21 protein-coding genes are annotated in these 19,445 nt (G+C 36.4%); 13 read left to right on the forward strand and 8 right to left on the reverse strand.

Annotated elements, in window-relative coordinates; all coding sequences use genetic code 11:
• The first annotated feature begins 2 nt into the window (after positions 1-2).
• The 3 genes from B8977_RS05890 (at position 3) to B8977_RS05900 (ending at position 1,877) form a co-directional block, all read left to right on the forward strand.
• Positions 3-206 (forward strand): (4Fe-4S)-binding protein, encoded by a 204-nt coding sequence (locus tag B8977_RS05890; protein WP_084016757.1) that lies wholly within the window; start codon positions 3-5, stop codon positions 204-206.
• Between the two features lies 1 nt (position 207).
• Entirely contained in the window at positions 208-489 is a 282-nt protein-coding gene (locus B8977_RS05895; protein WP_084016758.1) for a GNAT family N-acetyltransferase, read from the forward strand.
• A 137-nt stretch (positions 490-626) separates the two neighbouring features.
• The gene (locus tag B8977_RS05900; protein ID WP_084016759.1) at positions 627-1,877 is read left to right on the forward strand and encodes a type IX secretion system plug protein; all 1,251 of its coding nucleotides are present in this window, start codon (positions 627-629) and stop codon (positions 1,875-1,877) included.
• Positions 1,878-1,904: 27 nt separating this feature from the next.
• Here B8977_RS05900 and B8977_RS05905 read toward each other — a convergent pair whose 3' ends face one another.
• Positions 1,905-2,690 (reverse strand): hypothetical protein, encoded by a 786-nt coding sequence (locus B8977_RS05905; RefSeq protein ID WP_084016760.1) that lies wholly within the window; start codon positions 2,688-2,690, stop codon positions 1,905-1,907.
• A gap of 123 nt (positions 2,691-2,813) precedes the next feature.
• Between B8977_RS05905 and pruA the strand changes: the two genes are divergently transcribed.
• Entirely contained in the window at positions 2,814-4,445 is a 1,632-nt protein-coding gene (pruA, locus tag B8977_RS05910; RefSeq protein ID WP_084016761.1) for an L-glutamate gamma-semialdehyde dehydrogenase, read from the forward strand.
• A gap of 77 nt (positions 4,446-4,522) precedes the next feature.
• Complete coding sequence (locus B8977_RS05915) at positions 4,523-5,401, forward strand: cation diffusion facilitator family transporter (protein WP_084016762.1); 879 nt, start codon at positions 4,523-4,525, stop codon at positions 5,399-5,401.
• A 527-nt stretch (positions 5,402-5,928) separates the two neighbouring features.
• Here B8977_RS05915 and B8977_RS15260 read toward each other — a convergent pair.
• Positions 5,929-6,063 (reverse strand): hypothetical protein, encoded by a 135-nt coding sequence (locus B8977_RS15260; protein WP_262494077.1) that lies wholly within the window; start codon positions 6,061-6,063, stop codon positions 5,929-5,931.
• An 89-nt stretch (positions 6,064-6,152) separates the two neighbouring features.
• Positions 6,153-8,576 carry an alpha-ketoacid dehydrogenase subunit alpha/beta gene (locus B8977_RS05920; protein ID WP_084016763.1) on the reverse strand — a complete coding sequence of 808 codons (2,424 nt, stop codon included), beginning with the start codon at positions 8,574-8,576 and terminating at the stop codon, positions 6,153-6,155.
• A gap of 129 nt (positions 8,577-8,705) precedes the next feature.
• On the opposite strand from B8977_RS05920, the gene B8977_RS05925 reads away from it, so the two are divergent.
• The 7 genes from B8977_RS05925 (at position 8,706) to B8977_RS05955 (ending at position 14,016) form a co-directional block, all read left to right on the forward strand.
• The gene (locus tag B8977_RS05925; RefSeq protein ID WP_084016764.1) at positions 8,706-10,034 is read left to right on the forward strand and encodes a T9SS type A sorting domain-containing protein; all 1,329 of its coding nucleotides are present in this window, start codon (positions 8,706-8,708) and stop codon (positions 10,032-10,034) included.
• Positions 10,035-10,195: 161 nt separating this feature from the next.
• Positions 10,196-10,651: a 50S ribosomal protein L13 gene (rplM, locus tag B8977_RS05930; protein ID WP_084016920.1), complete on the forward strand. Its 456-nt coding sequence runs from the start codon at positions 10,196-10,198 to the stop codon at positions 10,649-10,651.
• An 8-nt stretch (positions 10,652-10,659) separates the two neighbouring features.
• Entirely contained in the window at positions 10,660-11,046 is a 387-nt protein-coding gene (rpsI, locus tag B8977_RS05935) for a 30S ribosomal protein S9 (RefSeq protein WP_084016765.1), read from the forward strand.
• A 189-nt stretch (positions 11,047-11,235) separates the two neighbouring features.
• Positions 11,236-11,997 carry a 30S ribosomal protein S2 gene (gene rpsB / locus B8977_RS05940; RefSeq protein WP_084016766.1) on the forward strand — a complete coding sequence of 254 codons (762 nt, stop codon included), beginning with the start codon at positions 11,236-11,238 and terminating at the stop codon, positions 11,995-11,997.
• A gap of 114 nt (positions 11,998-12,111) precedes the next feature.
• The gene (gene tsf / locus B8977_RS05945; protein WP_084016767.1) at positions 12,112-12,933 is read left to right on the forward strand and encodes a translation elongation factor Ts; all 822 of its coding nucleotides are present in this window, start codon (positions 12,112-12,114) and stop codon (positions 12,931-12,933) included.
• Positions 12,934-13,051: 118 nt separating this feature from the next.
• Positions 13,052-13,399 carry a T9SS type A sorting domain-containing protein gene (locus B8977_RS05950; RefSeq protein WP_084016768.1) on the forward strand — a complete coding sequence of 116 codons (348 nt, stop codon included), beginning with the start codon at positions 13,052-13,054 and terminating at the stop codon, positions 13,397-13,399.
• Between the two features lie 224 nt (positions 13,400-13,623).
• Positions 13,624-14,016 carry a GreA/GreB family elongation factor gene (locus B8977_RS05955; RefSeq protein ID WP_084016769.1) on the forward strand — a complete coding sequence of 131 codons (393 nt, stop codon included), beginning with the start codon at positions 13,624-13,626 and terminating at the stop codon, positions 14,014-14,016.
• Here the strand turns inward: B8977_RS05955 and hemE are convergent.
• Genes hemE through hemA form a run of 4 tightly spaced genes read right to left on the reverse strand, consistent with a single transcriptional unit; the run spans position 14,013 to position 17,860 of the window.
• Positions 14,013-15,041 (reverse strand): uroporphyrinogen decarboxylase, encoded by a 1,029-nt coding sequence (gene hemE / locus B8977_RS05960; protein ID WP_084016770.1) that lies wholly within the window; start codon positions 15,039-15,041, stop codon positions 14,013-14,015. The two genes, B8977_RS05955 and hemE, sit on opposite strands and share 4 nt — an antisense overlap.
• A complete protein-coding gene (locus B8977_RS05965; RefSeq protein WP_084016771.1) occupies positions 15,028-15,702 on the reverse strand; it encodes a uroporphyrinogen-III synthase in 675 nt (224 codons plus the stop codon). The genes hemE and B8977_RS05965 overlap by 14 nt, the downstream gene beginning before the upstream one ends.
• Complete coding sequence (gene hemC / locus B8977_RS05970) at positions 15,699-16,616, reverse strand: hydroxymethylbilane synthase (RefSeq protein WP_084016772.1); 918 nt, start codon at positions 16,614-16,616, stop codon at positions 15,699-15,701. The genes B8977_RS05965 and hemC overlap by 4 nt, the downstream gene beginning before the upstream one ends.
• Positions 16,616-17,860 carry a glutamyl-tRNA reductase gene (gene hemA / locus B8977_RS05975; RefSeq protein ID WP_084016773.1) on the reverse strand — a complete coding sequence of 415 codons (1,245 nt, stop codon included), beginning with the start codon at positions 17,858-17,860 and terminating at the stop codon, positions 16,616-16,618. Before hemA ends, hemC begins: the two co-directional genes overlap by 1 nt.
• 186 nt (positions 17,861-18,046) lie before the next feature.
• Here hemA and B8977_RS05980 point away from each other — a divergent pair, with 186 nt between their 5' ends.
• Entirely contained in the window at positions 18,047-18,934 is an 888-nt protein-coding gene (locus B8977_RS05980) for a helix-turn-helix domain-containing protein (RefSeq protein WP_084016774.1), read from the forward strand.
• On the opposite strand, the gene B8977_RS05985 is transcribed toward B8977_RS05980, so the two are convergent.
• Complete coding sequence (locus tag B8977_RS05985; RefSeq protein ID WP_084016775.1) at positions 18,931-19,443, reverse strand: hypothetical protein; 513 nt, start codon at positions 19,441-19,443, stop codon at positions 18,931-18,933. The two genes, B8977_RS05980 and B8977_RS05985, sit on opposite strands and share 4 nt — an antisense overlap.
• Positions 19,444-19,445: the final 2 nt, after the last annotated feature.

Below are 19,445 nucleotides of genomic sequence, written 5' to 3' on the forward strand. Positions count from 1 at the left end.
ATATGGACACAAAAGAATATTCAAACGGCGAAATCACAATTTTGTGGAAACCTAAATTGTGTACCCATTCAGGAAAGTCTGTCAAAACACTTCCAAACGTTTATTTTCCAAAAGAAAAGCCTTGGCTGAGAATGGAAAATGCAACGAGCGAACAATTAATCAAACAAGTAGCAATCTGCCCATCGGGTGCATTAAGTATAAAATAATATGAAAATAGAAAGACAAGACGACGGCAAAAAAGGAGGTTTTGCTGCAATTGAAAATGATATTCAAGCGGGTTTGATGACTTATACTTGGGCGGGAGCTGATAAATTTATCATAGACCACACAGAAGTAAATCCCGATTTCAGCGGGCAGGGAGTCGGCAAAAAAATGGTGATGGCAGCGGTGGAATTTGCACGTGAAAAAGATTTGAAAATCATTCCGCTTTGTCCCTTTGCAAAAAGCGTTTTTGATAAAGTGGCTGAGATCAGGGATGTGTTGAGTTAATTCAATTTAAATTTTGAATTAATTTTAATTTCAAATCCTTACTTTTGAAAATAAGAAATGCGAATTGATACAATTTATCGTTAGCATTCCACGTGCCTATCTGTATATAGGTTTGGCAAAAAAAATAAAAAGAACAGATGAAATTAATTCTCACCCTTATATCGCTTTGTGTTTCGTTCATTTTAAGTGCACAAAAATATTCTGAAGTTTTACCACCTGAAAGCATCAGAACCGTCCAGCTGTTCAATCCACAGACCAATGATCAAATGCCATTGATTCGTTTGGGGAGCGAATATCTGATTCTGTCTTTTGATGATTTAAATGCAGGATTTCAGGAATATAATTATAAAATTGAACATTACAACGCCGATTGGACACCTTCAGGAATTTTCCAGTCTGAATTTTTGGACGGATACAGTTCAGATTATATCCGTACTTACAGAAATTCATTTAATACTTATCAGATTTATACGCATTACCAATTGCAAATTCCAAATCGCGATACACGTCTGAAAGTTGCCGGAAATTATGTTATTAAAGTTTATACAAAAGACGAAAACAATCCGGTTTTTACCCGAAGATTTGCCGTTTATGACGAAAGAAAAGTTTCACTCGGAGTACAGACAGAACGTGCCATCGGAAGTAAAGATTTGACACAAAGGGTAAATGTATTGGTGTCAAGTCCGCAGATGAACCTGACCGAAACACCTGATGGAGCGACGCTCTTCATCATGAAAAATAACAACTGGGAAGATAATTTAACTATTAAAAAACCACAATTCACCCAAAATAACCAACTCACTTACCGCGACCAAAATAATTTATTCGAAGGCGGAAGTGAATACCTTTGGTTTGATACCAAAACATTGGAAGTTCCTGCTTTGACGACTGAGCGTGTTTTTAGACAAGACAGTTTATACCATGCGGTGATTCGTGCTGATTTTCAAAAACACAACTTAAGTTATTTTGATGACCGCGATGTGAACGGAGCTTTTTATATAAGAAATGCAAGACTGATGGACCAGACCATGTCTAGTTCCGAGGCCGATTATGTCTGGGTTCATTTTGCTTTGGATGAATTCAACGATGCAGGAGGAAACAAGGAGTTATACATTGTAGGCTCATTCAACAACTGGCAGATTGCACCACAATATCAATTGAAAAAGACGGATGCTGATATGTGGGAAGCAGCAGTTTTGTTGAAACAAGGTTATTACAATTATCAGTACGCAGTTTATGACAATTCCACCCAAAAAATAAGTATGTCCGAAATCAACGGAAGTTTCTGGCAGACGGAAAATCTTTATCAGGCACTTTTTTATTACCGTCCCTGGGGAGTTCGTTATGATGTATTGATGGGATACGGAGAAGCAAATACGAGGAATTAAAAAAAGCTCCCGGAGGAGCCAGTTGAATTATAATTCAGTGTATTCATACTCAAAGGAAACATAAAAACTTCCATTGGAATCATATCTTCCTTCATGTTTTTTCAGATAATCATCTTCAGTATAAGTGTTTGTATAATTGATTAAACTTCCGTTATAATCTGTTTGCGAAGTATAATTATTTTTACTTAATGCTGCATTAACCATATCTTTTAATAAAATTCTGGTTACCTCATCATAGTTTGTAAATGGATTCTTTTTGTCATCGTAAGTATAATTATAAGTTGTAATTGTCGGAGTTCCAAATATGACCATTGAATTTACTTCTTGAACGATGTTGTCATTTTGAAACGTAAATTCAGTATAACTATTGTTATTGGTGCAAGGTTCTGTGCCACTGCATTGTTGAGTCCTTTTTAATTTCCCATCATTGGAGTAAGTATAATCAATTCTGAACTTATACCCCGAATCATCTGCAAGTGTATGCGTTAATAGTTCTCCGTTATAAACTAATTCACCGCTTGAATTGATATTTCCATCACTATAATTAGCATACGAAACTATCTTTCCATTTAAATACTCTAATTCAGTATATCCATTTCCACTAATTATTTTTTTTAATTGATTACCTTCATATTCAAAATCAACCAAAAAAGTTTCAGTAGTTCCATCAGAATCAGCCAATGCTACATTGATTATTTTTTTGATGTAAATTTTTGGTTCTGCAGGTTCGTCTACGATTGGAGACGAACCATCGTCATTACTACAACTTATCATAAAAATCGCCGAGGTAAACAAGAAAAATAATTTTTTCATAAATTAAATTTTTTTAAAGTCTGCAAATTTATACTTTTTCAAATAAAAACTTTAAACCCTCAAACCTAAACTTTAAACTTTTAGTTCTTACCTTTGTGCAACAATTTTTAAAAGCAAAACAAAATGCCAAAAGGAATTTACCAAGTCCCTTTCGTGGGCAATGAGCCTGTAAAATCTTATGCACCGGGTTCATCTGAACGCAAAGAATTACTTGCCACTTACAAAAAAATGTACAAAGAAACCATCGAAGTACCTCAGTACATCGGTAGTGAAGAAATATTCAGCGGAAACAAAAAAGAAATCCGTCCCCCGCATGACCATCAGCACATTGTAGGTTACTACCATGCAGGTCAGGCATCAGATGTGGCCAAAGCAATTGACGCCGCTTTGAAAGCGCGCAAAAACTGGGCAGATATGTCTTGGGAAAACCGCGCAGCGATTTTCCTGAAAGCAGCTGACTTGATTGCCGGACCTTACCGTGCCAGAATCAACGCTGCAACTATGATCGGGCAATCCAAAAATGCTTTCCAGGCAGAAATTGATGCAGCTTGTGAATATATCGATTTCCTACGTTTCAATGTGGAGTTCATGACACAGATTTATGCAGACCAGCCGATTTCATCAGATGGAATCTGGAACCGTGTTGAATACAGGCCATTGGAAGGATTCACATTTGCGATTACACCATTCAATTTCACGGCGATTTCAGGAAATCTTCCTGCTTCTATGGCATTGATGGGGAACGTGGTAGTTTGGAAACCATCTGACAAGCAGGTTTATTCAGCTCAAGTAATCATGGAAGTCTTCAAAGAAGCAGGTTTGCCGGACGGGGTTATCAATATGATTTTGACAGGAGGTGCTGAAACAGCAAAAATTTGTATCGAGCACCCGGATTTTGCAGGATTACATTTCACGGGTTCCACTTCTGTATTCAAATCATTGTGGAAACAAATCGGAGAAAACATCAATACGCACAAAACATACCCAAGAATCGTTGGAGAAACAGGAGGAAAAGATTTCGTGGTTGCGCACAAATCTGCAAATCCTGAAGAAGTTGCTACAGCATTGATTCGTGGCGCATTTGAATACCAGGGACAAAAATGTTCCGCCGCTTCCAGAGCTTATATTTCAAAAAGCCTTTGGACGAAAGTTCAGAAAGAAATGAAAAAAGCATTAGATACCATTACAGTGGGAAGTCCTGAAGATTTTTCAAACTTCGTGACAGCCGTAATTGATGCCAACTCATTCAAGAAAAGTAAAGGTTACATCGACAGAGCGAAGAAAAGCAAAGAAGCTGAAGTTGTTTTTGGAGGAAAATGTGATGACAAAGTTGGTTATTTTATCGAGCCAACGGTTATCTTGACGACCAATCCAAAATACGAAAGCATGGTAGAAGAAATCTTCGGACCAGTTTTGACGATTTATGTTTTCGCAGACAAAGACTGGGACAAAACATTGGAATTGGTGGATACAACTTCTGATTATGCATTGACAGGAGCGATTTTCGCAAAAGACCGTTATGTATTGAACCAAGGAATCAAAGCACTGGAAAATTCTGCAGGGAATTTCTATATAAACGATAAACCGACAGGAGCAGTTGTAGGGCAGCAGCCATTTGGTGGAGCTCGTGCTTCGGGAACCAACGACAAAGCAGGCTCTGCGATGAACCTCATGCGTTGGGTTTCCGTCCGAACAGTCAAGGAAACTTTCGTTCCTGCTAAAGACTACAGATATCCATTCTTAGCAAAAGATTAAAATTAGACAGATAAAACAAAAACCTCAAAGAAAATCAAACTTTGAGGTTTTTTAATACAAATAATTCCAAATAACACATGAGTTCAAAGACCGCTATACGAACTTCCGTTTTCAGCATCATCGGAAATTTATTTTTCGTTTTGATCAAAGGAGCAGCAGGTATTTTAGGAAATTCCTATGCATTGATTGCCGATGCGATAGAATCCACTGCTGATGTATTTTCATCCATTTTGGTTTTGATTGGACTCAAATATTCCACCAAACCCGCAGATGAAAACCACCCGTACGGACACGGAAGATTCGAAACCCTGACCACATTTGCAGTTATCGGATTTCTCGTCGTTTCTGCTACCATCATTGCTTACGAAAGCATCCAAAACATCAAAACCCCGCACGAAGGACCCAAAACGTTCACCTTATTTGTGCTAGGAGGAATTATCATATTCAAAGAATTATCCTACCAATATGTCATCCGCAAAAGCCGTGAAACCCACAGCTCCTCGCTCAAAGCCGACGCATGGCACCACAGGAGCGACGCCATCACATCCGTTATGGCATTCATCGGTATCGCCATTGCCATTTTCATGGGAGATGGATTTGAAGCAGCTGATGACTGGGCCGCCCTGATTGCATCAGGAATTATCATTTTCAACGCTTACAAAATATTCCGTCCCGTTCTCAGAGAGATTTCGGACGAACAAATCTATGATGATTTGATTATCCAAATCCGTGAAATTGCAGTGACGGTAAGTGGAGTAGTTGACACCGAAAAGTGCCACGTCCGCAAGATGGGGATGACTTATTACGTCGATTTACATATGATTGTCGATGGCAACATTTCCGTCATAGAAGGCCATAAAATTGCACACGACCTCAAAGACGAAATCCAGAAGCAAATTCCGCAAGTCGCCGACGTCTTAGTGCACACCGAACCGGATAGGGTAACGATGATATAATTGTTACAATCATATTTTACCTTGGAGAACTTCGTAAAAACTTATTATTTATTCTGGTTCAAATATTTTATACATAGACTTTATTTCTGTCTTTTGCCTTTTTGCTTTTTTTCTCATTTTTAGGCACCTGCCGGGCTGCTCCGGGCTTCGCTTCGCTACGGTGCTTCATTGCATTTCGCACCGCTCCTTAAAGTCGCGCCCTGCATATCCCTGGTGCAGATTCTTTATAAAACTGAATTCGATAGAGAAAAGATGTGGGTCTTTGAGATTAGGAGAAGAACTGAAAGTCCGGTTATTTAATGAAAAGTTGTTGCAAAATTTATAAAACAAAAAACACCGTCATCCATTACAGAAGACGGTGTTTTTATTTTAACCAACCTAAACCTGAGGCAAAGATAAAGGCGTATAAACAAATACAACATACCAAATTCTTGGTATTTTTCAAATTTTCTTAATCTATACCTGCTTTTTTTTCGATAAAACACCAAACAACCTGATGAAGAGACCAAGTTTTGTCTCTGATCTGGTTATGTCTTGCACATTCCCATCCCAAATTTTGCACTCACTTCAGCATCCTCTGCAGAGTTTTCAGCAATTTCAGCAATTCTATTAGTAAGTTTTTCAAAGGCCTTTGCATTTTCTGCAGAAACTTTAGCTAACACAAATCATTTTAAATAAAGCAATCCGATACATAATAAAAAAATCCGCTCAATGGCGGATTTAATATATTAAAATTGAATATTTAAATTATTCAAAACAATTCAGGGAAATCATTCGGTTTCGCTTCGAGCATCAACTCATAAACCTTTTCCACGATGTCATCCACAGATGGTTTCGAAAAATAATCTCCATCCGTTGCGTAAGCAGTTCGGTGCGCTTTCGCCGCAATCGTAATTGGTTTGCTATCGAGGTGGAAATATCCGTTTTGTTCTTCCAATATTTGCTGCATCATAAACGCAGAAGCACCGCCCGGCACATCTTCATCAATCACAACCAGACGATTGGTTTTCTCCAAACTTTTCACGATATCATGCTTCACATCAAACGGAAGCAAAGACTGGATATCGATAACTTCGGCATCGATTCCTAATTGAGCCAATTCCTTAGCTGCTTCAGTTACAATTCTCCATGTCGAGCCATACGTAACCAAAGTTACATCGCTTCCTGTTTTAGTGATTTCCACCTCACCGATTGGTGTATTGAATTCACCGATATTTTGAGGCATTTTTTCTTTCAATCGGTAGCCGTTCAAGCTTTCCACAACGATAGCTGGTTCATCACATTTCAACAAAGTATTATAAAATCCAGCTGCTTTTGTTAAATCTCTCGGCACTAAAACATACATTCCTCGCACCAAATTCAGGATTCCACCCATTGGCGAACCTGCATGCCATACACCTTCCAATCTATGTCCGCGCGTTCTGATGATTAAAGGTGCCTTTTGCCCACCTTTTGTTCTGTATAAAACTGTCGCCAAATCATCTGACATTAATTGCAATCCATACAATACATAGTCGAGGTACTGAATTTCGGCAATAGGACGAAGCCCGCGCATTGCCATTCCGATACCTTGTCCTAAAATAGTAGCTTCACGGATTCCGGTATCAGAAACTTTTGTTTCTCCGTATTTTTCCTGCAATCCCTCCAATCCTTGGTTCACATCACCAATGTTTCCTGCATCTTCTCCAAAGATTAAAACATTGGTATTTTGTTCAAATATTTTATCAAAATTATCTCTCACAACTACGCGTCCGTCTTCCAATAAAGGTTCTTCTGCATAGATAGGGTCAACTTTCTCCACATTCAAAGCATTCCATTGAGATTCACTATGCAAGTGCGATGAATACACATCATTTTCAATTTTCATTCTCGCTTCAAACCATTGGATTAGTTCTTTTTTAGCATTAGAATTTTCTCCTCTGGTCATTCTGAAAACCTTCCTCACAACAGAATAAACATCTTTTTTAAATGGTGTTTGTTTTGATTTTAAAGAATTAATTTCAGTTTCTATGAAAGATTTATTTGGACTTTCCGATGCAACTTTTTCCAACAATTCAACTGCATGATTTTTCAAATTCAATAATGGATTCAAATAGTCTTCCCAAGCTTGTTTCTGAGCAGTTTTAACTTCTTTTTTGGCTTCTTCTTCAATTTTATTTAATGTTTCTTCTGTTGCCAGTTTTTCATCTGCCGCATCGAAATTCAAAATCCATTCTTTAAACTTCGCAATTCCGTCAAATTCTTTTTCCCAATCCAATCTTTCTTCAGATTTGTAGCGCTCATGCGATCCAGAAGTCGAGTGCCCTTGTGGCTGTGTACACTCTCTCACGTGGATGATGCAAGGAATATGTTCTTCTCTTGCTAACTTTTCAGCACGTTGATAAGCATCAATCAAACCGGCATAATCCCAAGCTTTGCAAGTGATAATTTCATAACCTCTTTCATCTTCATTTCTTTGGAAACCCGATAACAATTCGCTTAAATTAGTTTTGGTTCTTTGGTATTTAGCCGGAACTGAGATTCCGTATCCGTCATCCCAAATTGAAACAATCATGGGAACCTGTAAAACGCCTCCGGCATTGATGGTTTCCCAAAAAGGGCCTTCCGAAGTACTTGCATCACCGATGGTTCCGAATGCGATTTCATTTCCTTCGATAGAAAAATTATTTTCTGTATCAGCATTTGTGATTTCGCGGTAATACTTAGAAGCCTGTGCCAACCCAAGCAATCTTGGCATTTGCCCTGAAGTCGGAGAAATATCTGAGCTCGAATTTTTTTGCTCTGTTAAATTTTTCCACGACCCATCATCATTTAAAGAACGAGTAGCAAAGTGAGAAGTCATTTGACGACCACCGGAAGCGGGTTCTTTCTCTAAATCTGTATTGGCATATAATTGTGCAAAAAACGCAGAAAGTGTCAATTGACCTATGGCCAGCATAAAAGTTTGATCTCGGTAATATCCCGAACGAAAGTCTCCGTTCTTGAAAACACGTGCCATTGCTATTTGTGGCAATTCCTTTCCGTCACCGAAAATTCCGAATTTAGCTTTACCCGTTAAAACCTCACGTCTTCCTAAAAGACTGGTTTCTCTCGATAAAACGGCTATTTTATAATCTTCAATTATTTGTTTTTTGAACTGGTCAAAAGTTAGTTTGCTTTCAGTCTGAACTTCCATGATTCAATTATTTATAATGGAAACAAAAGTATAAAATCTATTTCAAATGATTTTTTAACTGATAAAAATTTGTTTTTGAAATAAAGTTTGATAATTTTACGACTTGTAATTTTTAATAAATATAAAGAAATGAAGAAAATTTATTTTTTGGCAATAGCATTAACAGGTGTGTTAGCTAATGCTCAGGCTTGGACTCCACAAGCTACCAATTGGCCTCAAAGCTGGGGTGTAGATGAAATATCTATAGCAGATGCTAATACTGTGTGGATGACAGCTTATGATGGTACAGGAGGAGGAACTTATCCAAAAGACTTCGCTAAAACTACTGATGGTGGTTCTACTTGGGTTTCTATGACTGCTGAGGAAATTCCTTCTGGAGCTTTATTAAGTGATATAGCTGCTATTGATGGAAATACTGCTTACCTTATAACTGCTCCAAGCAGTGGAGGTGCTACTAATAATGGAATATGGAAAACTACAGATGGAGGTACTAACTGGACGAAATATTCTGGTGGAATCTTTACAGCTTCTGCTTCTTTTGCTAACCATATCTATTTTTGGGATGCTAACAATGGATATTCAGGAGGGGATCCAGTAGCAGGTAAATTTGAAATGTACAGAACTACAGACGGAGGTGCAACTTGGACGGTTATTTCAACAGCTCCAGCTCCTCAGAATGCTGATGAGTTTACTTATGTAGGTATGAAAGATGTAGTTGGAGATAACATTTGGTTAGGAACAAGTACAGGTCGTATTTTACGTTCTAATGACAGAGGTGTTAACTGGGAAGCATTTGTAAGTCCTGCAATCGACTTTGGTGGTGTAATTACTGCTGGATCTTCTGCAGATTTTGCTTTTTCTGATGCAAACAATGGTTTGTTAATCACAAACGATAACGGTTCAGTTTTTATCTACAAAACAACTAATGGTGGTTCAACTTGGGAAGATATCGTTCCAGAAGGTGTATGGTATCCAGGTGACATTACTCACGTTCCGGGAACAGCTAGTACATTCGTATCTTCAGGTATCAACTCTGCAGCACCAATGGGTTCTTCATACTCTACAGATGGAGGAATGACTTGGATTGAAATTGATTCAGGAGAGCAAAGAGGTAGATTGGAGTTCTTTAATGGAACAACAGGATGGTGTGGTCAATTCAGCGACGGACCTGGAGGTTCTATCGGAGTATTGAAATTTGACGGAAACTTGAGCATGGCAGTTTCAGATGTAAATGCTAAGTCAAACTTACAAGTTTATCCAAACCCATCTTCTTCAGTTATCAACTTTACAGCTAAAAACGAAATTGTACAAGTTAATGTAATTGATTTGACTGGTAAAGTTGTTTCTCAAACTAAAGGAACTAAAGTAAATGTATCTTCATTGCCTGCAGGTGTATATGTTGCACAAGTTAAATATGCAAATGGTGGTGTAGAAAACACTAAAGTTGTAGTAAAATAATTTACTCAAAATATAAAGTTAATAAGCCCCGTCAGGGGCTTTTTTATTTTTATGATAAAATTTTTAAATAATTTATTCAAAGGCATTTGTGAATCCAAAATGAATTCATACATTTGCAACCCGAATTTCATTCAGAATATAACATAGTAAAAATCAAGATAGTGGATACGTTAAGTTACAAAACAATATCAGCTAATAAAGAAACCTCTCAAAAAGAGTGGATTCAGGTTGATGCAGCCGGCCTAAGTCTAGGTAGATTAGCTTCAGGAGTTGCTAAGCTGGCAAGAGGAAAGCACAAAACAAACTTTACACCTCACGCAGACTGCGGAGATTATGTAATCGTTGTAAATGCTGATAAAATCCAATTAACAGGAAACAAGTGGAACGATAAATTATACATTCGTCACACAGGTTACCCAGGTGGTCAGCGTAGTTTGACTGCTCAGCAATTATTTGACAAAGACCCAATCCGTTTGATCGAAAAAGCGGTAAAAGGTATGTTGCCAAAAAATAAATTGGGAAGCCAACTTTTATCAAATGTTCATGTTTTTTCAGGAGAAGAGCATCAGCATACGGCACAAAAACCAAAGAAAATAGATATTAACGCATATATTTAAAATTAATTATGGCAATCGTTCACAAAATAGGCCGCAGAAAAACAGCCGTTGCAAGAGTTTACTTACAAGAAGGTAACGGAGAAATTTTCGTAAATGGCCGCGAATTAAAAGAATACTTCACAACCGGAGTTTTGCAATACAAAGTAGAACAACCTTTGACTATCACTGGGACAAAAGGTAAATACAATGTAGATATCAAAGTTTTCGGAGGTGGGATCACAGGACAAGCAGAAGCAATCCGTTTAGGGATTTCAAGAGCTTTGTGCGAGGTCGATACAGATTTCAGAGGACAATTGAAACCAGAAGGTTTGTTGACTCGTGACCCAAGAATGGTAGAGCGTAAGAAATTCGGACAGAAGAAAGCTCGTAAGAGATTCCAGTTCTCGAAACGTTAATACATGTTTAGAGTTTTATTTTCAATGTTTAAATTGAATTTGAAAACTTACAACTTTAAATTAAAAAATAATAAATTATAAAACCATTTTACGGTAGGTTTAGCATCTAAATGTTTAAGGCGCGAATTCATTCAACCACTCAAACATTGCTTGCAAATTAGGCAGAACGTAAACTAAAAAAACAAAAAAATGGCAAAAGCAAATGTAAAAGAATTGTTGGAAGCCGGAGTACACTTCGGTCACTTGACAAGAAAATGGAACCCAAACATGGCTTCTTATATCTTTATGGAGAAGAACGGGATCCACATCATAGACCTTCACAAAACTGCAGTTAAATTAGAAGAAGCTTCAACAGCTTTGGGTAAAATCGCTGCATCAGGTCGTAAAATCCTTTTCGTAGCTACAAAAAAACAAGCGAAAGAAGTTGTTGCAAAACACGCGGAAAGCATCAATATGCCTTATATTACTGAACGATGGCCGGGCGGGATGCTTACGAACTTTGTTACAATTCGTAAAGCGATCAAAAAAATGAACTCCATTGATAGAATGAAAAAAGATGGAACTTTCGAAACACTATCTAAAAAAGAAAGACTACAAGTTGATCGTCAACGTTTGAAATTAGAGCGCGATTTAGGTTCAATTGCTGACATGACAAGAATTCCTTCAGCGATCTTTATCGTTGATACAGTGAGAGAACATATTGCAGTAGCAGAAGCTCAGAAATTGGGTATTCCAATCTTTGCAATGGTTGATACCAACACAGATCCTAGAGAAGTTGAGTTCCCAATTCCAGCAAACGATGATGCATCAAAATCAATTGACATTATTTTGGAGCATGTTACAGGAGCAATCAAAGAAGGATTGTCAACCCGTAAAGCTGAAAAAGACAAAGCTAAAGAAGAACCAAAAGCTGAAGTTGTAGAAGAAAACACTACAGAAGACGCTGAATAATTTACGATGAATATTCATCACATTTAAACAAAAGTTAATGTAGTTCTTTCGTAATTGAGAGAACTACTTTTTATTTTAGATTCAAATTTTTTAATTCAATAAAAACTAAATACAATGTACAAAGCAACCGCTGCAGAAGTAAGTAAATTAAGAACCGCTACAGGAGCCGGAATGATGGATTCTAAAAAAGCTTTGGAAGAAGCGGAAGGAGATTTCGAAAAAGCAATCGAAATTCTTCGTAAAAAAGGTCAAAAAGTAGCTGCAAACAGAGCTGACAGAGAAAGTACTGAAGGTGCTGTTATTGCAAAAGTAAATGCTGACAACACACAAGGTGTGATTGTTTCTCTTAACTGTGAAACTGACTTCGTAGGTAAAAACGAAGATTTCATTGCATTGGCTCACAAATTTGCTGATATGGCATTTGACTACGCTGACAAAGAATCTTTCTTGAATGCTGATTTCGGAGGAATTACAGTTGCTGAAAAATTGACTGAACAAACAGGTGTAATCGGTGAGAAAATCGAAATCGGAACTTTCCAGAAAATCGAAGGTGCATTTGTAAATTCTTATATCCACGCTGGTAACAAAATCGGTGCGGTTGTAGCTCTTTCTGCTAAAGTTGACGGCGCTGAAGAAGGTGCAAGAGAAGTCGCAATGCAGGTTGCAGCAATGAATCCGGTAGCTTTGAATGAAAATGAAGTTTCTGCTGACATCGTTGAGAAAGAATTGGAAATTGCAAAAGATGTATTGCGTCAGGAAGGTAAAGCCGAAAACATGATCGAAAACATCGCAAAAGGTAAATTGCAGAAATTCTTCAAAGAAAATACATTGGTTCACCAACCATTTATCAAAGAAGCTAAATTAACTGTAGCTGAACATTTGAAATCTATCAGCCCTGAATTAGAGGTAGTTGGATTCATCCGTTACGGGATATAATCTTATTTGAGATATAAATTTAAAGCCCTGATTTTGTCAGGGCTTTTTTTTGTTAAAATATTTTGGCATGGGTATTGTTTTTAATTAAAATAAGTTCTAATTTTGTAGAGATATAGATATGAAACAGATTCTACTTATTATGTTTTTAACATTTTCCGCTTTGACTGTGCAGGCACAGAACAAAGGGGGGATTTCTATATCTAATAATGCTGCTGAAAAAACAGTTAAAATCTCTCCGAATCCAGCGATTGCAGATGTTCAGGTTTCTATCGAAGGAAATCAATTCGAAGTAAAAGCAATTTCTATTTACAGTATCATCGGAAGCGAAGTTTTTTCTCAAACTTATACAAACTCTTCTTCAAAGAACATCGAATTAAATGTACGCAACCTTAAAAAAGGTAAATATATGGTTCGTGTAATGTTCGAAGACGGCACTACAGAAGTTGCCACACTTATCAAGCAATAATTTTTACTGAAAATTTATTTTCAAATGTGTAAATGTAGAAATACATACAATAATATATTTCAGTTATCCCTTTCCAAAAAAATGTGTGAAACTGTCTTGGGTTCACATAACAAAGCCTACATCATTTCAGCCTCTCGATAATTCTTTCGGGAGAAATATTACTTCAAATTTTAAAATATTCTTCAAAAATTGAAGAATGAAAACTATTATTAAAAATTAAAATCATGAATTTAAAACCAATCATATTATTGTCAGAATATCAAATGTTGCGCGAAATCATCAAAAGAAACACAGATGCAAATTTGACCAAAGATGTACAACAACTTTCGAATGAATTGGACAGGGCCATCGTCATTCAGGAACAAGAACTCAACAAAAAAATAATCAGAATTAATTCAGAAGTAGAATTCGTTGAAGAAAAGTCCAAACGTAAAATGAAAATTCAAGTTGTGCTTCCTGAAAATGCTGACTTCAAGAAGGGGAAAATTTCGATTTTTGCTCCTTTAGCAACTGCATTGATTGGATTTTCTGAAAATGATTCAGTCAATTGGAACATGCCAGCCGGCGAAACAAAACTTTCCATTTTGTCTGTTTCAAATGAAAATCCAGAAATTTAAATTTTCTTATAATTCACAACTGCTTCTACAAATGCCTGCGCATGTTCAACTGGGACATTAGGTAAAATTCCATGTCCTAAATTTGCAATGTATTTTGTAGTTCCAAACTCATCGATCATTTCTTTGACAATTTTTTGAATTGTTTCAGGCGGAGAAAGCAAACGTGCAGGATCGAAATTTCCTTGAAGCGTTATAGAATTTTTAGTCAAATAACGGGCAATTTGTGGCGTTACTGTCCAATCCACGCCCAAAGCTGAAGCTTTTGACTGACTCATTTTTTCCAATGCAAACCAACAACCTTTTGCAAAAACCGTAACCGGAACTTTTTCCGCAAGCACATTTACAATTTGTTCGATATATGGCCAGGAAAATTCATCATAATCGTTTGGAGAAAGCAAACCGCCCCAGCTGTCAAAAATCTGAATTACATCACAACCCGATTCTACTTTTTTCAATAAATATTTGATTGTTGTATCGGTGATTTTTTGAAGTAATTCATGTGCAGCAACCGGATTTTCAAAACAAAATCCTTTTGCAATGTCAAATGTTTTCGAACCTTTTCCTTCCACAGCATAACACAAAATAGTCCACGGAGAGCCCGCAAATCCGATCAAAGGAACTTTTCCGTCCAATTCTTTTTTGGTTAGCTTAATCGCTTCAAAAACGTAGCCCAAAGTTTCTTCTACATCCGGAACAATTACATTTTTCACGTCAGCTGAAGTTTTAATTGTATTTTCCAGCCAAGGACCAACGCCGGGTTTCATTTCGAAATTCATACCCATCGCTTGCGGAACCACTAAAATGTCAGAAAATAAAATCGCTGCATCCAACGGAAATCTTCTCAGCGGCTGTAATGTGATTTCAGTAGCCAGCTCAGGTGTCTGACAACGTGTGAAAAAATCATATTGGTCGCGTAAAGCGATGAATTCAGGTAAATAACGACCGGCTTGACGCATCATCCACACGGGCGGTCTTTGCAATTCTTCTCCTCGCAATGCTTTCAGCAATAAATCATTTTTCAACATAATAATAGTTGTTTATGGTTTCTATGACACTTTCCAAAGTTGGAATTTTGGCGTTGATAATTTTGTTTTTTGTATGTATTCTTACTTCTTGTGAAGTCGTTTTACCAATCGAAAAGATGATTGTTTCGGGTAAAATTTTATTATTTTCTAAATAAGATTTGACGCCCAAAGGACTGAAAAATGCAATCCCATCATAATTATTGTCATCCAAATCATGCGGATTTGGATGTGATTCATAACATTGAATTTCTTTGATGGAATGTCCATTGGGAATTAATTTTTCAAACAATTCATCACGTCGGTTGTTTCCGCAAAAGAAAATCCATTCTTTAGAAGTTTTATTTTCTAATATGAATTCAGCCAATTCAGAAGCGTAATTTTTTACAACTTCAACTTTGAAATTATTTTGAATTAATTTCTCAGCGGTCTTTTGCCCGACTACATAAAAATTTCCTTTTAAATCTAAATCTTTAATCGCTTTAACTGAGTTTTGACTTGTAAGTAAATAATTTTCAATGGATTTATTTAAAAAAGGGATTATTTTTTCTTCAGGATTAATTTTAATTTCTAAAAAATTAACAACATCAAAATCCATCTCCTGAGACAAATTCTGTTTCAAAAAATCAGACGAAATTTCTTTTGTGAAAAGGATTTTTTTCACGCTTTTAATTCTTTTTGAACTTGTTGAATCAATTCCTTTGCACCGTTATTCAAACATTTCTCTGCTAATTCTTTTCCTTTATTTTCAAATTCATACTTGAGGAAATTCTCATCAACTAAAATTATTTTGCTTCCATCCAAAGACAAAACCGCTCCTTTAAAATGAACAATTTCATCAATTATTTCAGCAAATCCGCCAATGGGCGCGGTACATCCGCCTTCCAAAATATTTAAAAACTGTCGTTCAATTTTAGCTGAAATTGTAGAATTTTCATGAGAAATTTTCGGCATTTCAAAACCTTTTCTTACGGTAATTCCCACAATTCCTTGTGATGGCGCGGGAATCATCCATTCTAAAGTTTGATATTTCAATCCTCTCGAATTCAATTCTCCCAAAATTCCGCTTCTTTCAATACCGGCATAAGCGAAAATAGCTCCATCCCAATCTGATTCTATTAATTTTTGTAATCTTAATTGTACATTTCCACGAAGATTTTCTACTTCATCTTGCGGAAATTTATTGAGCCAAAAAGACTTCCTTCTCAAACTTCCAGTGCCAATCGTTCGTTTACTTTTTTCGAAAATTTTATCCGATTTATAAATCAAAACATCATATGGATTTCCTCTTTCCAGACAGGAAACCAATTCAATTTCCTCAGGAAGAATCGTCGGAACATCCTTTAAACTATGAACGGCAATGTCAATCTGGTTATTAATCAGAGCAGTGTCAAGCGAATGTGTAAAAACACCGGAAATTCCCAATTGATAAATCGGTTGTTTCAGATTGATGTCTCCGTCGGAAGTAATGGGAACTATTTCAGTGGATATGTTTTTGTCCTTGAGTTTACTTGCCACAAGTTCGGCTTGCCACATAGCGAGTGGACTTTTGCGTGTTCCAATTCGGATTTTCTGCATCAAGCTTTGGCTTTTAATCGGAAAATATCTTCCATCAAAGCGATGGTATGGTCTGCATTTTCGCGGTTTTCGAGAATGTAAGAAGCAAATTGATTGGTAAGGTTTTGAACTAATTTATCGGCAAGCAAAAATTCTTTTCCGTTGATTTCAGGATTTTTCTTTTGTAGATTCTGAAATTCAAATTGATGTAAATTTTCCAATCTTTGTTTAAATGATTGAATTACAGGGACGAATTCTCTGCTTTTCTGCCATTCATCAAATTCCTGTTTGTGTTCTTCAATGATTGCATAAGCGGCCGGGACAGATTCTTTGCGCGAACCCAATGTATCATCGACCATTTTTGACAAGCCATCAACATTTATCAACTGAATGTTTTCTCTAGACGCCAGAGTATGCGAAACATTTTCAGGAACCGACAAATCGATGATTACCATTTCTTTGTCAAATGGAATCATGTCTTCCGTAATCGTATGGTGATTCGATCCGGTAGCAACAATCAGGATATCTGTTTGCCTCAATTGATTATTTAATTCGGAAAAATCTTTTACCAAAACTTCATATTTCTGGCTCAGTACTTCAGCTTTTTCCTTGGTTCTGTTAATTAGCGTAATATGATCGTTTTGTGTATGTTTGACCAAGTTGGTACAAGTATTTCTTCCAATTTTTCCGATTCCATACAGAAGAATGTTTTTTTGCGAAACCTCTTTTTGCGTGGAAAGGATATAATGTACGGCAGCATAAGAAACCGAAGCTGCGCCATTGCTGAGGGTGGTTTGGTTCTTGACTTTTTTACTGATTTGAATAGCTGTATTGATCAATCTTTCTAAAAATGAATCTGATGAACCCTGCTTTTTGAATCGACTGAACCAGGTTTTGATTTGACCGATGATTTCAAAATCACCTAAAATCTGGCTTTTCAAACCAGAGGAAACTTCAAATAAATGACGAATCGCTCCGTCACCTTCAGTAAGATTCATCACCGGTAAAAATTCTTCCACAGTTCCGTTCGTATATTTGCAATACAAATCAATCATTGTCTGCGGATTTTCAGCGAAACCATAAAATTCGGAACGATTACAAGTGGAAACCACAAAGAAACTTTCAATTCCTAATTCTTTTGCCTCATTTGTAAAAGCTTCAACTGCATCCGGAAAAAAAGTAAATTTACCACGTGTTTCAGCATCAGCTTTTTCAAAACTGATTCCGATGACATAAAAATTTTTCTTTGTGTGGTTCACGCTCATTTTATTCAACGACAAAAATAGAACGGTTCTTAATGTAAAAATAACGCCTTCTTTTGAGAAATAACGCTATTTGTCGAAATTCATTTTTTTAGAATGATTCTAAACAAAATACTTACCTTTGCATTATGAATGCTTTCTGGTAAAGTGTTTTTACATTTGATGTAGTATAGCTGATGAATGTCATTTATGGAAACAAAACTGAAAAATACCTATAAAAGTAAAGTAAAAGAATATTGGATGGGCTCGGATATTTATCTGGCACACATTGACAACAATACGCCTTTTACAGATACGATTACAAAAGGAATTGATAAAAAATTCATTCAATTTTACTTTTGTACCAAAGGGGGAATGACTTTTAATTTCAACAATGGGAATTATAAAATCAATCTCAATGACGGTTTTAGTTTCTTAATTTACAACCCTTCATTGGAATTACCATTGAATTTAAGCATCAATTCAGACTCTAAAGTTACCATCGTTTTTGTTTCGGTTGAGAAGCTGCACAATTTGTTTTCGGATAATAATATTCGGGCTGAATTTTTGAATCAAACCAAAACGCAAACTAAATATTACAATCAGCAAAATATTTCCACTACCATCCGAATGGTCTTGAACCAAATTGAAAACAATAATCTCAATCCTCATTTTGAAAACCTCTATGTTTTAGGGAAAGTGTATGAACTTTTTACATTGCATTTTTCCGAATCAGAAAGCAATCAAAAAGAAAATTGCCCTTTTCTGGATAATGAAAAAGATGCAAAAAAATTGAAAGAAGCACGCGAAATTCTTCTTGAAAATTTAAATAATCCTCCGATTTTGAAAGAACTTTCCGAACAATCAGGACTTTCTGAGTACAAACTGAAAGAAGGTTTCAAACAAGTTTATGGCAGTACGGTTTACGGTTTTGTGCTGGATAAAAAACTAGAAATGGCGCGTGAAAAATTGGAAACCGGAGATTTACAAGTAAAAGACATTGCCTATGAAATCGGCTATGAAAATCCTTCCCATTTTATATCAGCTTTCAAGAAGAAATACGGAATTACCCCAAAACAGTTCGCTAAGCAGGCTTAACAGCCTTCAAAATAATTCAAAGAAATCTTATAAACTTTATCATTTCTCAAGTAGAAATAAAGCACGGTTGCGGCATCATTATCCTGTAATTGAAAAACTCGCTCGGTAGTAGAATATTTTTCTGTGTTCTCATCCCAACCTTTCCAAACAGAAATTGAATAGTTTTTATATGCTTTCCACAAATCATCTAAACTGCTTCCAATACCGATTTTTGAAATGGTTTTGACAGCTGAAGAAACCGTTTCCACTTCATAAAGTGAATAATATGTCATCCCGCTTTCATTTTGATTTTCTATAAAACGAACCGAAAATTCCGCTCCTTTATGTGAAATTTTAGTGACATATCCATAATCGTTTTCACCCTTGGTCAATTCTAATGGTTTACCTAATGAAGATTCGACTTCAGATAATGACATTCCGAGTTTCAAATCATTCATTCGGGTTGTGGAAATTTGCGCACTCAAAGCCAATGAAGCAGCAAATAAAAGTATAGTGAAAGTTTTTTTCATAA

This window comes from Moheibacter sediminis, from assembly GCF_900176425.1.
In the GTDB taxonomy this organism is placed as follows: Bacteria; Bacteroidota; Bacteroidia; order Flavobacteriales; family Weeksellaceae; genus Moheibacter; species Moheibacter sediminis.

What these genes read in the sequence shown, in the direction of transcription:
- B8977_RS05900 (WP_084016759.1), top strand. Translation starts at nt 627, where the DNA reads ATGAAATTAATTCTCACCCTTATATCGCTTTGTGTTTCGTTCATTTTA.
- tsf (WP_084016767.1), top strand. Translation starts at nt 12,112, where the DNA reads ATGTACAAAGCAACCGCTGCAGAAGTAAGTAAATTAAGAACCGCTACA.
- B8977_RS05980 (WP_084016774.1), top strand. Translation starts at nt 18,047, where the DNA reads ATGGAAACAAAACTGAAAAATACCTATAAAAGTAAAGTAAAAGAATAT.
- hemA (WP_084016773.1), bottom strand. Translation starts at nt 17,860, where the DNA reads ATGAGCGTGAACCACACAAAGAAAAATTTTTATGTCATCGGAATCAGT.
- B8977_RS05985 (WP_084016775.1), bottom strand. Translation starts at nt 19,443, where the DNA reads ATGAAAAAAACTTTCACTATACTTTTATTTGCTGCTTCATTGGCTTTG.
- hemE (WP_084016770.1), bottom strand. Translation starts at nt 15,041, where the DNA reads ATGTTGAAAAATGATTTATTGCTGAAAGCATTGCGAGGAGAAGAATTG.
- B8977_RS05905 (WP_084016760.1), bottom strand. Translation starts at nt 2,690, where the DNA reads ATGAAAAAATTATTTTTCTTGTTTACCTCGGCGATTTTTATGATAAGT.
- B8977_RS05925 (WP_084016764.1), top strand. Translation starts at nt 8,706, where the DNA reads ATGAAGAAAATTTATTTTTTGGCAATAGCATTAACAGGTGTGTTAGCT.
- B8977_RS05915 (WP_084016762.1), top strand. Translation starts at nt 4,523, where the DNA reads ATGAGTTCAAAGACCGCTATACGAACTTCCGTTTTCAGCATCATCGGA.
- B8977_RS05920 (WP_084016763.1), bottom strand. Translation starts at nt 8,576, where the DNA reads ATGGAAGTTCAGACTGAAAGCAAACTAACTTTTGACCAGTTCAAAAAA.
- hemC (WP_084016772.1), bottom strand. Translation starts at nt 16,616, where the DNA reads ATGCAGAAAATCCGAATTGGAACACGCAAAAGTCCACTCGCTATGTGG.
- pruA (WP_084016761.1), top strand. Translation starts at nt 2,814, where the DNA reads ATGCCAAAAGGAATTTACCAAGTCCCTTTCGTGGGCAATGAGCCTGTA.
- B8977_RS05890 (WP_084016757.1), top strand. Translation starts at nt 3, where the DNA reads ATGGACACAAAAGAATATTCAAACGGCGAAATCACAATTTTGTGGAAA.
- rpsB (WP_084016766.1), top strand. Translation starts at nt 11,236, where the DNA reads ATGGCAAAAGCAAATGTAAAAGAATTGTTGGAAGCCGGAGTACACTTC.
- rpsI (WP_084016765.1), top strand. Translation starts at nt 10,660, where the DNA reads ATGGCAATCGTTCACAAAATAGGCCGCAGAAAAACAGCCGTTGCAAGA.
- B8977_RS05955 (WP_084016769.1), top strand. Translation starts at nt 13,624, where the DNA reads ATGAATTTAAAACCAATCATATTATTGTCAGAATATCAAATGTTGCGC.
- B8977_RS05895 (WP_084016758.1), top strand. Translation starts at nt 208, where the DNA reads ATGAAAATAGAAAGACAAGACGACGGCAAAAAAGGAGGTTTTGCTGCA.
- B8977_RS05950 (WP_084016768.1), top strand. Translation starts at nt 13,052, where the DNA reads ATGAAACAGATTCTACTTATTATGTTTTTAACATTTTCCGCTTTGACT.